Below are 14118 nucleotides of genomic sequence, written 5' to 3' on the forward strand. Positions count from 1 at the left end.
GGAGCCGTCAATAGAGAGGGTGGACGGGACTAGCGCCAGCGGACCTTCTTGAGCAGGTCGAGAGACATCATGATTCCGGTCTCGAACTGTTCGTGAGTCATCGGGCCGGGCGGCTGCAAGGTGAGAACCCGCTGGCGGGCGATGGTCTGCGATGACGTGTATTTGAGCAAGCCATACGTGCCGTGCCTACTCCCCATGCCCGAGTCGCCGAGCCCACCCATGGGTGCGTCGACACTGCCCCACGCGGCGATGTAGTCCTCGTTGATCGTGACGATTCCGGCGTGGATGCGAGCCGCAATGTCGTCCACGTCGGTGCCGCCCCAGACGCTGGCAGCCAGCCCGTACTCGGTGTCGTTGGCCAAAGCCACGCCCTCGTCGACCGTCTTGAAGCGATATACCGAAACGACTGGCCCGAACGTCTCGTTGCGACAAAGCGTCATGTCGTCGGTAACGCCTTCGAGCAGCGTGGGCTCATAGAAGAGCGGGCCGAGGTCCGGTCGAGCCTTCGCGCCGGCGAGAACCGTTGCTCCCTTGGAGACCGCGTCTTCGACGTGGCTGGAAATGACCTCGAGCTGCTCCTGGCTCGTGAGCGAGCCCATCTCCATACCGAACTCGTAGGTCGCACCAAGAGCAAGGTTTCGCACGCGCTCAGTCAGCGCACCGACGAACTCGTCGTAGATCTTGTCCTGGACGTACAAGCGCTCGATCGACACGCAAACCTGGCCGGCGCCGCCGTAACACGAGCGCAGCGAGCCTTCCACCGTGCGTTCGATATCGGCGTCGTCGAGAACCAGCATCGGATTCTTGCCACCGAGTTCCATGGAGGAAGCGATCAAGCGCTTACCAGCTTCGGCTGCCAGGTACCGCCCGGTCTTGGTCGAACCGGTGAACATGAGGTAATCCGCGTTGTCGAGAAGCGGCGTGCCGATCTGGCTGGATTTACCCAGCGCGATCTGCCATAGCCCCTCCGGCAGACCGGCCTGCAGTGCGAGGTCGAGGCCGTACAGCGCACAGAGGGCGGCTTGGTTGTCCGGCTTCTGAACGACCGCGTTGCCGGCGATGAGCGCGGGGATGGTGTCGCAGACGCTCAGGATGAACGGGAAGTTCCACGGCGAGATGACGGACACCACACCTTTGGGTATGTGGATCTCCTTCACCGCGGTGAGCACGGGCGTGACGCCGGTGCGACCCTGCGGCCCGAGCAGGTCGGGCGCGACCCGCGCGTAGTAGCGCGCGGTATTCATGATGTCCATGACTTCACGGAAGGCGTCGCGTCGCGTCTTGCCGTTCTCGATCTGGACTAGATCCATGATCGTGTCTCGATTGTCCTTGACCAGGTCGTGGTACTTCAGGAAGACCTTGGCGCGATCCTTGACCGACATAGCCGCCCAGGCGGCTTGGGCTGCGCGGGCCCGAGCAAAGACCGTGTCTATTTCCTCCGCGGAGACCTGCGGGATGTCCGCAAGAGGCAGGCCGTTGTAGGGGGCGTAGGTGGTCACTGTCCCGCTGGCAGGGACTGCGCGCGAGAGCAGCCGGGCCACGAGTTCCGGAGTCAGACTCTTGGGCATAGGCGCAAAGCCCGGGCCTTCGGCAGCCGCCTTAGCTGCTGCAGCGGCCGCCTTAGCAGCCGCCGTCGACTTCGGAGCCTTGGCGCCCTTCGCGACCGTGCCGGGTTTTGTGTTCGCCATCGCGCTCACCGCTCTCTGAACATCGCTCAACAGGATCTGCGCAATCGAGCGTTGCTGAGCCTCTCCGATTCTCACGGTATCGCGCGCGGTTCGCCTCCACTCCGCTTAGGGCGGAACCGGTAGCGACTGGTCACCTATGGTGACCAGACTCCACGGTCCAGAAATTCACAGCGAAATCTTCGTTGCCAGTGCAGCGCCACCGTGTTAATGCTTGACTTCCCCAAGGTTTACAATGAAAGCTATCTGTCAAGCAACGGCACAAATCAGTGCCCACTGTCCACCAGCAGGTGACAGGTCAACAGTGACAGAACACAAGGGAGTGGGTCACATGGTTGCAGTACTCGACCGGGCTCAGAAGATCTGGGAATCCTCGGTTTCAGGTCCGCCGGTACCCGCCCCCAAGGGCGAGAAGTCCGTGATGTCCGTTGGCAGCATGTGGAGCATCCCGCTCGCGATCGCGCCGGTCATTGCCATGGCTCTCTTCTGGCGCACCTGGCAGCAGCTCTTTGCGTTCGACAAGGGCCTGGACTCGACGATGCCCGGCTTCAACGAGTATTGGCTCTCGATCTTCGGCTTCAACATGTTCGGCCTGCCGCTGATCGCTGCGAGCATCTTCGCCGCCATCATCATCACCGGCATCAAGGCCTCCGCCACTCCCCTTACCCCGCATGAAGAGATGAAGCGGCACTGGCGCCTGATGCTCGGCATGGCAGCCTTTGCAATCGCTTCGTTCTTCGGCGCGCACTTCGGCGAGGAGGACGGCGCCTGGCACCAGGTCACGCTGCGTGACACCGCGTTCACCCCGAGCCACGTCGCACTCTTCTATGGCTCGTTCCCGATGATGTTCTACGTCATCTTCGGCGTGTACCTCTACGGCCGCACGCGCCTGCCGCACATGTGGGGCGGAAAGGCCGTGCCGCTCGGATTCGCGATCGTCATCGGCGGAACCACCCTCCTCGTGTTCCAGGTTGCGTTCAACGAGTTCGGCCACACCTACTGGCAGACCGAGGAAGTCTTCTCGGCGCCGCTGCATTGGCCGTTCGTGTTCTTCGCGTGGATGCTGATCGGCGTTGCCGCCATCTGGCTCCCGACCCTCCTCCGCGTGACTCAGTTGGTGAAGAACGAAGTCCTCGCCAATGAGGCCGCAAACGAAGACGAGCAGTGGCACGGCATCACCGCCCAGCTGTCCAAGCCGGCCGGTGGAGAACAGAGCGCATGACCAACGGAGTCACCGAAGTACGCAACACCGACGCGGTCGTCAAGGCCTGGGAAGCGATCCCGCGTCACTGGAAGTGGGTGTTGCTCGTCGGCGTGCTGGGAATCGTCACCGCCGCTGTGCATCTCGAGAGCATGCTCATGGCGGGCGACTGGTCCTTCTGGGCGGACTGGAAGGATCGTCAATGGTGGCCGCTTTTGACGCCGCCGGTGAACCTCGTCTTCACGGCCGTCGTTCAGTACATCCTGTGGACCAAGCTGCGTCTCCCGATCGGTGCGACCGTCGGTGCCACGCTGCTGGTGGTCGGCCAGTGGATTTCTCGCGTGTCGAGCTTCCACTTCTGGGCTGACCTGCCGCTGAACTTCACGTGGCCCGAGACGCTGATCTTCGGAGCCATCATCATGGACTGCATTCTGCTGCTGAGCCGCAGCCTCATCATGACGTCGATCTTCGGCAGCCTGGCCTGGGGCGGTCTCTTCTGGTGGGAGAACTACCCGATGCTGTCGGCGTACCTCCAGCCGCTGATCTACCACGATCACCTCATGACGATGGCGGACTACCTCAAGTTCTCGCTCCCGATGTCGCAGGGACCGGAGTACTTGCGGATGGTCGAGGAAGGGCATCTCCGTGCGCTGGTGAGTGACACGGTTGCGATCGTCGGATTCTTCTCCGCGATGGTGTGCGTCGGGGCCTACTGGTTCGGCGTATTCCTCGGCAAGATGCTCGGTCTCGTCCCAGCCGGCAAGTTCCTGAAGCTGCAGTCGGACTAGGAGACCTCAGCATGATTTTCCCAAGCCGCGCAGGCGGCCGAATTTGCCGTGTCCTCATGGTCCTCGTCGTCGCTTTGCTCGCCGGCCTCGTGTCGTCGCCGGTGGCGAGCGCGCACGGTGAGCAGACGCAGGAAGCGTTCCTTCGTGCCTCGACGGTCTTGATCTACGACGTCAAGTTCGACAAGACGAAGGTCAAGGTCGGCGAGGACCTCACCATCACCGGTGTCGTCCGGATCATGGACTCGTGGCCGGACCACACCATCAAGGAGCCGAAGACCGGTTACCTGTCGATCGTCGCCCCCGGCCCGAAGTTCCTCGTCCGCGAACGCTGGCTCAACGGCCAGTTCACGCCGCAATCGGTCAACATCCACAAGGGCGAGACGTTCCCGTTCAAGCTCGTGGTCACCGCACGCACCGAAGGGCACTGGCATGTGCACCCCTCGTTCGCAATCGAGGGCACAGGAACGCTCGTCGGCCGCGGCGAGTGGATCGACGTCGAGCCCGGCACGCTGAACAACGACGTGAAACTTGCCGGCGGTGAGGTCGTCAATGCTTCGACCTACGGCCTCGCTCGAGTGGCGACCTGGCACCTGATCGGCATTGGCCTCGCGGTGTTCTGGCTGATCTTCTGGCTGCGTCGACCGATCATCGCCCGTCTCGCACGCGTCGAAAGCGGCGACACCAAGCTGATCACGTCGCTCGATCGCAAGGTCGCCGGTGGACTGATCATTGCGGTTCTCGTTGCACTGGTCGCTGGCAACATCTATGCGAACGAGACCGGCAACCTCGACCCGATGCCGCTGCAGATCGACCGCATCACGCCGGTTCCGGCCGCTGAGTCTGCGCCGCTCGTCGAATCGAAGATCACCAAGGCCGAGTACAACAAGAGCACCGACACCCTGGACTTCACGCTCCACGTGAAGAACACGACGTCGTCGCCGGTCAAGCTGTCGCAGCTCCAGATCGCCGAAGTCACGTTCGTCCCGGTCGGCAAGCCCGAGAACGGATCGGTCGAGGGCCTCACGATCACCGGCAACGAGGTCGCCCCGGGGCAGGAGGTGGACCTCAAGGTGTCCATCGACGGCGCCAAGATGCGAGAGCACAACCTGCTTCCGCTCAAGGAGCCGCAGGTTCGCCTGACCGGTCTGATGTTCTTCACGGACGCGGCCGGCCACCGTCAGGTGTCGGAGATCGACGAAGTCACCTCGCCGATCTTCCCCGGCAAGTGACCAATACGATTGTCGCTATGACGACTGGAATCCCCCTCGCACACATCGGCGGGGTTCCAGTCGTCGAGGGCGCGGCGCTGGTTCTGATCGTCGCCGTGCCGGTCATCGCGATCGTTCTCGCCGTCGTTCTCGGCGGTCGCATGCTCGCGAAGGTCGAGGCGGAGAAGGCGGCACAGGACGCCGAGAACTTGGCCGCAGAGGGCGAGACAACGTCAGAGCAGGAGACCTAGCGCAATCCTGCGTGCATCTCCCACACCATCACCTCGGCGGACTCCGTCGAGGTGATGTTTTGTCCACCGCTCGAGGTCAAGCGGACCGCGTCACCGGCGTGAAGTCCCCCGACGGATTCGAAGTCGACCGCTCCGCGGCTGACGAACACGTGCCCGAACAACGCATCCGGAACATCGACCGACTGGCCGGGCTCGAGGCGCGCGACGTGCAGCGCAGCGAACCGGTTGCCGATCCGGATTGCCGAGTCATGCTTCGGCATCCCCGACGCGAGCGTCACCAAACGGTTGGACGCCAACTCAGAGCTGATGTCGAGCTGCTCGTAACTCGGTGTCCGGCCGAGTTCATCTGGCGGGATCCACATCTGCACAACCCGCAGAGATTCACCTTGCGCGCGCAGCGACCCGTTCTTCTCGGAATGCCGGATGCCGGTGCCGGCGCTCATCCGCTGCGCCAGACCGGGATGGATCAGCCCCGAGTGCCCCATCGAATCCTGATGGACGACAGTGCCTTCCAGCACCCAGGTGATGATCTCCATGTTCTGGTGCTGGTGCGAGTCGAAGCCCTCACCCGGGTCGACTCGATCCTCGTTGTGGATCAGCAGGAGACCATGCGCATTGGCTTCGAGATCGAAGTTGCCGGTCGCCGGAAAGGACTGCCGGGAATCAAGCCACTCGTTCCACCAGTGGATTCGGTCGTTTCCACGAACGACCTTGATCGCTTCAGCCAACATGCTTGCCTCCTGAAGGATTCAAGGAGTGAGCACCAGATTTTGTTCCCTTGACAACCTTTCCTGCTGCTACCCGCGCGTACTGGGCTTGACCAGCGGGAACGCCAAGGTGTCGCGGATGCTCTTGCCCGTCACGAGCATGACGATGCGGTCCACACCGAGTCCGAGACCGCCGGTCGGCGGCATCGCGTGTTCGAGTCCGCGCAGGAAGTCCTCGTCGAGTTCCATCGCGTCGGCGTCACCACCGGCGGCGAGCAACGACTGCTCCGTCAGCGTGCGGCGTTGTTCGATCGGATCGGTGAGTTCGCTGTAGGCCGTCCCGAGTTCGACACCCCACGCCACCAGATCCCAGCGCTCGGCCAGGCCCGCGATCGAGCGATGTGGACGCGTGAGAGGCGAGATCTCGGCCGGGAAGTCGATATAGAACGTCGGGGCCTCGGTCCGGGCTTCGACGAGGCGTTCGTAGATCTCCAGTGCGATCTGCGCAGCGGTCCAGTTCGCGAGGTACGGAACACCGGATCGGTCCGCCGCCGAACGCAGCTCGTTCAGCGTCGACCCAACGTCGAGGGCTTCGCCGACCGCGGTCGAGATCGCGTCGTAGAACGAGACCACGGGCCAGTCTCCCGAGATGTCGACGGCAGCCAACTCACCGTCCTCGTTCGGGCGAAGCACCACCGGCGTTCCGTGCACGGCGACCGCCGCCCGCACGATGAGGTCCTGGCACCGGGCCAGCATGCCGCGATAGTCGGTGTACGCCTCGTACGCTTCGAGCAGCGTGAACTCCGGGTTGTGCGACGAGTCCGCGCCCTCGTTGCGGAACGTCCGGCCGATCTCGAAGACCTTCTCGACACCGCCGACCATGAGCCGCTTGAGGTACAACTCGGGCGCGATCCGCAGGTACAGATCGACGTCGTAAGCATTGATGTGGGTGACGAACGGCCGGGCCGCCGCGCCACCGTGGATCGGCTGCAGAATCGGCGTCTCGACCTCGAGGTACTTCCACTCGCGGAAGCCGTCGCGCAGCGCCGACACGACCGCACTACGCGCGATCAGGGTCGACCGCACCTCGGGATTGATCGCGAGGTCAAGGTAGCGCGCACGCACTCGAGCCTCGGGGTCGACGAATCCGCGCCACTTGTCCGGCATCGGATGGAGCGACTTGCCATTCATTCGCCAGTCCCGAGCGTCGACCGACTTCTCCCCCGATCGACTCGTCGTCGTGACCCCGCCGACCTCGAGGAGATCGCCGAGGTCGACCGACGCCATGAACTTGGCCAGATCGTTTGCCTCGAGTCGGTCGCGTTCGAAGATGACCTGAACGTCGCCGGACCAGTCGCGCAGCAATGCGAAACACACGCCACCGTGATCGCGCAGGCGCAGCACGCGTCCCGCGATGCGAACATCGGTACCGATCGGTGCCGCGAGGGTGTGCGCGATCGAGTCCATGCGGACCGTCGTGTCCGCGACCGGATAGGCCTCGACGTTCTCCGCCGCCATGCGGGCGACCTTGTCGATGCGAACCTGGACCTGCTCGGGCCGGCGGCTGACCTTCGTCGTCGCCTGCTGGGACAGGATCTCGGCGACGAGCTCGGGGACGGACGCAGCGACGCCGGTGTGGGCCTTCGCGTCGACCGGGCCGATCCGCGGAATGAAGCCTTCCGCGATGGCACCGGCGATACCGACCTTCAGCAGCTGACGCCGGTCGTCGAACGCGATGTACCGCGGCACCCATTCGGGCTGGTACTTCGTGTTCGACCGATACATCGCCTCGAGCTGCCACCAGCGCGAGAAGAAGATCAAAACCGTGCGCCACGTGCGCAGAATCGGACCGGCACCGATGCGTCCGCCTTCCTCGAACACCGTCCGCATGACCGCGAAGTTCAGCGAGATCCGGCTGATGCCGTGCCGCCCGGCGTCGAGCACGAGGTGCGACACCATGAGTTCCATGACGCCGTTGGGACCGGCCTTGTCACGACGCATGAGGTCGAGTGAGGCACCGTTGTTGCCCCACGGCACGAGCGACAGCATGCCGAGCGGCGTGCCTTTCGCGTCGAGCGCTTCGACGAGCAGGCAGTCGCCGTCGAGTGGGTCGCCGAGACGGCCCAGCGCCATCGAGAATCCGCGTTCGACTTCGGTGTCGCGCCAACGATCCGCCCGCTCCATGACCTCGGCCATCTCGTCCTCGGCGAGTTCGCGATGGCGTCGGATACGCACGCTGAAGCCCTGCCGAAGCAGTCGGTTGGCGGCCTGCCGCACCGGCTTCATCTCGGGGCCTTTCAGCGTGAAGCGATCCGGGTGCAGGATCGCTTCGTCACCGAGTTGCAGGATCGACAGTCCGGCCCGCTGGTAGGCCCGGGCACCGATTTCGCTCGCGCCCATGACGCCCGGGGCCCAGCCGTACTTCGCGGCGACCTCGAGCCACGCCTCGATGGCGTGCGGCCACGCCTCCCGAATTCCGATCGGGTCACCGCTGGCAATGATGACGCCCATTTCCACGCGATACGTGACGCACGCTTTTCCACTCGGCGCGAAAACGACGGCCTTGTCGCGACGGGTGGCGAAATAGGCCAGCGAGTCCGCGACATCGGAACGTTCGATGAGCGCCCGAATTGCTTGTTCGTCCGCGGTCGTCAATGCATTTCGAGAACGCTGCGAACGGAACAGGATCAGGGCTGCACCCAGAAGTGCCATCGCGCCGAACAAACCGAGGAGGAAATTGATGATCGGACGCGGGTGACCACTGAACTCGGCATTTCCGGCGAAAAACACGGCCGTCACCCGGTTCAGCGAATACACCAGTCGTTCATCCCGGGGCAGCGTGCCCGGGAACAATTCGACAAGTCCCCAACCGAGCAACGACCCGGCGGTCAATCCGGCGACCAGTGCGCCCAGTGCTTTCCAGGGCGCACCGGGGCGCACCCGGGTGTAAAACGCATTCCGCGAGGCGACGAGCAGTGCGAGGAAGACAACCTGAACAGCTAGCGCGACACCGGCACTGACATCGCCCTTGGTGAAGGCCCAGTAGGCGTTGTGCACGGCATAGCTGACGACGTAGGCCCCCAGAAACCACCATGCGAGCCGCTTGCGACTCGCGACCGCACCCGCCACGAGGGCGAGAACGACGGCCCAGGCGAGCGACGTGTCCGGTGCGTCGAAATAGTACGTATCGAGGTAGGCGCGAATTCCCCGAGTCACGTGCCGGAGTGCGGGCGAAATACTCCAGAATCCGCACAGGATGGCCAGCACGCCGATAATTGAACCGGCGATATGTGGAAATTCAGACAATCTGCCACGCACGTGCTGCCACGGCCGGATCGATTTCTTCCGGGCGGCATTCGAAGAATTGGAAAGCACCTCAGAAGCTTCGGACGTCGAACTGTGAGAATGCTGAGCGACGCGCCCGTCAGTGATGAGTATTACCGCAAAGGCCCGACAATTCAGGCGCTTCGGACGCGCCTGGCGAGTTCTCGGCAACCGGACAGGTAGCGCGCCACGATCAGCGCGGCCACATCTTCGTGCGGGCCGATCGGATCAGCAACGCCGTCGGCGCCGGCATCGTGGAGACGCTGTTGGAAGAGTCCGTGCGCAAGCAGATACGACGCGATGAACACTCGGCGGTGCCCTTGCGTGCGTAGCGCCGCGACGACATCGGCGACTTTCGGGGTCCCGGTGGCGACATTGGCGAGATGAACGCGCTGGCCGATGACCTCGGAGAGCATCGCGGATGCCTTGCGAGCGTCCTGACGGGCCCGGCGGTCGCTCGATCCGGCCACCGCCATGACCACGGTGTCCCCCGGGAGCCAGCCGGCAGACCGGAGCCGACGAGCGACGACACCGGCCAGAACGGGATCCGGACCGAGTGCGCGGGTGACCGCGACGGTCTCATGGCCGCTCTCTTCGACGTCGCGCGGCACGTCCGTGTACACGTGGTACCCCGACGCGAGGAACGCCGGAACGAGCACGGCATCGTCCCCGCAATCCCGCAGCACATCGACGGGACTGGGGCCGATGACGTCGACGAACGCGACGCGCACGTCATGGACGTGTCTGCGCACCTCGGCCGCCAGCGCCGAGATCATGTCGATCCCGTGCCGGCTCCGAGTTCCGTGCGCAACGAGGACGAGGGTCGTGCCGTTGCTGTCGGCATTTCGGCCGAGCATCGTCAATCCTCTCCGTCCGCGCATTCGGCGTGGTCAACCGCCAGTCGGTAACCGCGCTTGACCACTGTCTGAATAATCTTCGGCGCACCGAGACACGAGCGCAAACGAGCGATCGCCGTCTCCACGGCGTGGGTGTCGTCTCCGCCACCCGGAAGGGTCGCCAGAAGTTCCTCGCGAGCCACCACTCGACCGGGGTGACGCGCCAGCGCACGCATGAGCGACATCGCGGCCGGCGGGAGGTTCTTGACCTCCGAATCGACGACGACGCAGCCTCCGCGGACGCTGAGCGTATGGCCGGCGGCCCGAATCCGGTTCGCCCGGCGCGGCAGCTCCTCGGCGACGTGCCGAGCGAGTGCACCCAGCCGCGAACGCTGCGGCGCTGTGGTGGGAACGCTCAGCTCGTCGAGCGGAGCCGATGTGATCGGCCCGACGACGGCAGCGAGAACCCGCGTCCGCAGGGCGTACAGCAGCGGCTCGATAAGACCGAGTTCCTTGGCGCGCGTCAGAATCGATGCGACGGCCGGCGCGCTCGTGAACGTGACGCAGTCGAGGCCGCCGGTCACGATCATCTCGATCATGCGGTCGATCTGGGTCAGGTCCTGCGGCGGTACCCAGCGGTACACCGGAACCGGAATGACGACGGCGCCGGCCTCCCGGAGAACCTCGCAGACGTCGGCCTGTGGTTCCCATTCGGTCGTCGCACCATGCAGCTGCACTGCGATCCGCACACCCTCGACGCCCTCTTCGAGGAGCCGGTCGAGAACCTCGGCCGACGACTCCGACGCCGGGGACCATTCTTCGCGCAGGTCAGCCGCACGCATCGCGCCCATGACCTTGGGTCCGCGAGCGAGCAGCCGCGCCGACCCCATGACTTCCTTGAGTTCCTCGGCCAGGCCCCAGCCCTCGGCCGCTTCCATCCAGCCGCGGAAACCGATACCGGTGGTACCGACGACGATCTTGGGCGGGTTGACGATGATCTCGCGGGTGACGCGCTCGAGTTCGGTGTCGTCGGAAAGTGGAATGATCCGGATCGCCGGCGCACTCACCACCGTGGCGCCACGGCGAGTCAGCAGCGTGCCGAATTCCTCGGCACGCCGCGCCGCCGTCACACCGATGGTGAATCCTGCCAGCGGTGTGGTGTCTTCCTCGGTCACGCCGTGCTGCTTTCGCGCGTTCGCATCATTGAAGCCACTTCCACCATGCCATCGATCACCCGAACGTCATACACCGGCAGCGACTTGGTGTCGTCGTCGAGGCAGCGGCCGTCGATGAGCGAGAAGACCTGCTTCAGCAGCGGCGAGGCGACGGTCGGCTCGCCCTTGCGGTCGCCGACGAGGCCGCGCGACATGACTGCCGCCCGCCCGAACGGGTCGATGTTGCCGACTGCGAAGAGGCGGTCGCCCGGCAGGCGGAACAGTGCCGCCTGCTTGCCGCCGGGCAGCAGCACCGCGACGCCGCGGTTCGGGATGAGGAAATCGAGCGCGCACGCCTTGGTCCAGGCGCTATCCATCGGAGCACTCCCGGTCGTTTCGACAGTGGTCATCTGAACTGAGGTGGTCATTACTGCCCCCATCCTGCTGGCTGAATTTCTGGCATTCCGAGAAGAACTGGCACCTTGCGCGGCCCGGTCGCGTCGAATCCGACGGTCGGGTCGTGCTCGGTCGGTGCGTTGACGAACGAGACGAAGCGAGCGAGCTTGTCCGGGTCGTTGACGACGTCGGCCCACTCGTCGGTGTAGCTGTCGACGTGAACGGCCATGGCCTTGTCGAGGTCGCCGGCGATCCCCAGGCTGTCGTCGATGACGACCTCCTTGATGTGGTCGAGGCCGACGGTCTCCTGCCACGGCGCGGTGCGCTGCAGGCGATCCGCAGTCCGGATGTAGAACATCAGGTAGCGGTCGATGTACTTGATGAGCGTCTCGTCATCGAGATCGGTGGCGAGCAGTTCGGCGTGCTTCGGCGACTGTCCACCGTTTCCACCGACGTAGAGGCCCCAACCGCGCTCGGTGGCGATGACACCGACATCCTTGCCGCGAGCCTCGGCGCACTCACGTGCACAACCCGAGACCGCGAGCTTGAGCTTGTGCGGCGAACGCAGGCCCTTGTAGCGGTTCTCCAGAAGAACGGCCATGCCGACCGAGTCCTGGACGCCGTAGCGGCACCACGTCTGACCGACGCAGCTCTTGACCGTACGAAGCGACTTTCCGTAGGCGTGGCCCGACTCCATGCCGGCGTCGATGAGGCGCTTCCAGATGAGCGGAAGCTCCTCGACGCGGGCACCGAAGAGGTCGATGCGCTGACCACCGGTGACCTTGACGTACAGGTCGAAATCCTTGGCGATCTGACCGATGACGATCAGCTGCTCGGCGGTGACTTCACCACCGGGCATACGAGGAACAACCGAGTAGGTGCCGTTCTTCTGCAGATTCGCGAGGAAGTGGTCGTTGGTGTCCTGCAGCGAGGCCTGCTCGCCATCGAGAACGCTCTGCTTGGAGTCCTTGAGCGACGCGAAGATCGATGCGGCGGTCGGCTTGCAGAGGTCGCAACCGGTGCCGGTGCCGTGCTGCGCGATGAGCTCGGAGAAGGTGCGGATGCCCGTGACCTGGATGATCTCGAACAGCTCGGCACGCGACTGCGTGAAGTGCTCACACAGCGACTTGGAGATCTCGACACCCGACTGGGCGAGGATCTTCTTCACGAGCGGCAAGCAGCCACCGCACGAGGTACCGGCCTTGCTGCACTTTTTGACCTCGGCGAGGTCGGTGACACCGTCGTGGATGACCTCGCAGATCGCACCCTTGGTGACGTTGTTGCAGGTACACACGACCGCGCCGTCCGGCATCGCATCGGCGCCCAGTTCGGCGCCTGCCGGGCTGATGAGTGCGGCCGGGTCTGCCGGCAGCGGACCACCGACGAGCGGGCGCAGCGTCGCGTAGAGGCTCGCGTCGCCGACGAAGATACCGCCGAGCAGCGTCTTCGCATCGTCCGAGACGACGAGCTTGGCGTACGTGCCCTTGGCGGCGTCCATGAGGACGACCTCGAGGGCCTTCTCGGTTTGTGCGTGCGCGTCACCGAAGCTGGCGACGTCGACGCCGAGCAGCTTGAGCTTGGTGGACAGGTCGGCACCCGGGAACTCGGCTTGACCGCCGAGCATGCGATCCGCGATGACCTCAGCCTGCGCGTATCCGGGAGCGACGAGTCCGTAGCAGACTCCCTCGACCGCGGCGACTTCACCGACGGCGTAGATCGCCGGGTCGGAGGTGATCATCGACAGGTCGGTGATCACACCGCCACGCGGACCGACCTCAAGGCCTGCGGCGCGGGCGAGCTTGTCCTGCGGGCGGATACCGGCCGACCAGACGAGCAGCGCAGCGTCGATCGTGGAACCATCCGACAGCTCGACGATCAGGCCGTCCGGGCCTTCCTTGATCGCCGCGGTCGAAACACCGGTGTGCACGTTGACGCCGAGGTCGCTGATGAGCTTCTTGAGGACAGCGCCACCGCCCTCGTCGACCTGAATCGGCATGAGGCGCGGAGCAAGCTCGATGACGTGCGGCTCCATGCCCATGAGCTTGAGCGCGTTCGCGGCTTCGAGGCCGAGAAGACCGCCACCGACAACGACACCGGTCGCGCCGGGGCCGGCGGCTTCCGCGGTGGCGCGAATGCCGTCCAGGTCAGCGAGTGTGCGATAGACGAAGCACTTGTCGAGATCGTGGCCCGGGGCGGGCGGGACGAACGGGTACGAGCCCGTTGCGAGCACGATCGTGTCGTAGGCCAGGACCTCACCGGTGTTGGTGGTGACGGTCTTGGCTTCACGGTCGATCTCGTCAGCGCGGACGCCGAGACGGAGCTCGACTGCCTCATCACCGTCGTACGTGTTGCCCGCAAGCGCGAGCTCCTTGTGGTCCCACGTGCCGACGTAAGACGACAGACCGACACGGTCGTATGCGGGCAGTGGCTCTTCGCAGAGGACCGTGATGCGCCACTGGCCGGCCTCATCGCGGGCCCGCATGGCCTCGACGAATCGGTGTCCGACCATGCCATGTCCGATGACGATGGCAGTTTTCGGGCTCATGGTGCTCCTTACTCCTGATCCTG

At 64.6% G+C, this 14118-nt stretch carries 11 protein-coding genes; 4 read left to right on the forward strand and 7 right to left on the reverse strand.

Features of this window, described 5'->3' with window-relative positions; all coding sequences use genetic code 11:
* Positions 1-29: 29 nt before the first annotated feature.
* Positions 30-1688 carry a succinic semialdehyde dehydrogenase gene (locus F600_RS29690; RefSeq protein WP_245541616.1) on the reverse strand — a complete coding sequence of 553 codons (1659 nt, stop codon included), beginning with the start codon at positions 1686-1688 and terminating at the stop codon, positions 30-32.
* A gap of 328 nt (positions 1689-2016) precedes the next feature.
* Between F600_RS29690 and F600_RS29695 the strand changes: the two genes are divergently transcribed.
* Genes F600_RS29695 through F600_RS0124135 form a run of 4 tightly spaced genes read left to right on the forward strand, consistent with a single transcriptional unit; the run spans position 2017 to position 5133 of the window.
* Positions 2017-2907, forward strand: a complete 891-nt coding sequence (locus tag F600_RS29695; protein WP_018163235.1) for a methane monooxygenase/ammonia monooxygenase subunit C — start codon at positions 2017-2019, stop codon at positions 2905-2907.
* A complete protein-coding gene (locus tag F600_RS29700; protein ID WP_018163236.1) occupies positions 2904-3674 on the forward strand; it encodes a methane monooxygenase/ammonia monooxygenase subunit A in 771 nt (256 codons plus the stop codon). The genes F600_RS29695 and F600_RS29700 overlap by 4 nt, the downstream gene beginning before the upstream one ends.
* An 11-nt stretch (positions 3675-3685) precedes the next feature.
* On the forward strand, positions 3686-4903 hold the full coding sequence (locus F600_RS29705) for a methane monooxygenase/ammonia monooxygenase subunit B (RefSeq protein ID WP_081629013.1): 1218 nt from the start codon (positions 3686-3688) through the stop codon (positions 4901-4903).
* A 17-nt stretch (positions 4904-4920) separates the two neighbouring features.
* Positions 4921-5133 carry a hypothetical protein gene (locus tag F600_RS0124135; protein WP_156024808.1) on the forward strand — a complete coding sequence of 71 codons (213 nt, stop codon included), beginning with the start codon at positions 4921-4923 and terminating at the stop codon, positions 5131-5133.
* Here F600_RS0124135 and F600_RS0124140 read toward each other — a convergent pair.
* From F600_RS0124140 to nirB, 6 genes are all read right to left on the reverse strand, one after another.
* Positions 5130-5864, reverse strand: coding sequence for a pirin family protein (locus tag F600_RS0124140; RefSeq protein ID WP_018163239.1), 735 nt, complete (start codon positions 5862-5864; stop codon positions 5130-5132). The two genes, F600_RS0124135 and F600_RS0124140, sit on opposite strands and share 4 nt — an antisense overlap.
* Positions 5865-5930: 66 nt before the next feature.
* Positions 5931-9215: a bifunctional lysylphosphatidylglycerol synthetase/lysine--tRNA ligase LysX gene (lysX, locus tag F600_RS0124145; RefSeq protein WP_081629014.1), complete on the reverse strand. Its 3285-nt coding sequence runs from the start codon at positions 9213-9215 to the stop codon at positions 5931-5933.
* Between the two features lie 83 nt (positions 9216-9298).
* Positions 9299-10021, reverse strand: a complete 723-nt coding sequence (locus tag F600_RS0124150) for a sirohydrochlorin chelatase (protein ID WP_018163241.1) — start codon at positions 10019-10021, stop codon at positions 9299-9301.
* Positions 10022-10023: 2 nt separating this feature from the next.
* Positions 10024-11175 carry a uroporphyrinogen-III synthase gene (locus tag F600_RS0124155; RefSeq protein WP_018163242.1) on the reverse strand — a complete coding sequence of 384 codons (1152 nt, stop codon included), beginning with the start codon at positions 11173-11175 and terminating at the stop codon, positions 10024-10026.
* A complete protein-coding gene (gene nirD, locus F600_RS0124160) occupies positions 11172-11564 on the reverse strand; it encodes a nitrite reductase small subunit NirD (RefSeq protein WP_040632597.1) in 393 nt (130 codons plus the stop codon). The genes F600_RS0124155 and nirD overlap by 4 nt, the downstream gene beginning before the upstream one ends.
* A 17-nt stretch (positions 11565-11581) precedes the next feature.
* Entirely contained in the window at positions 11582-14095 is a 2514-nt protein-coding gene (nirB, locus tag F600_RS0124165; protein ID WP_018163244.1) for a nitrite reductase large subunit NirB, read from the reverse strand.
* Positions 14096-14118 lie beyond the last annotated feature (23 nt).

Source organism: Smaragdicoccus niigatensis DSM 44881 = NBRC 103563, from assembly GCF_000380645.1.
GTDB classification, from domain to species: Bacteria; Actinomycetota; Actinomycetes; order Mycobacteriales; family Mycobacteriaceae; genus Smaragdicoccus; species Smaragdicoccus niigatensis.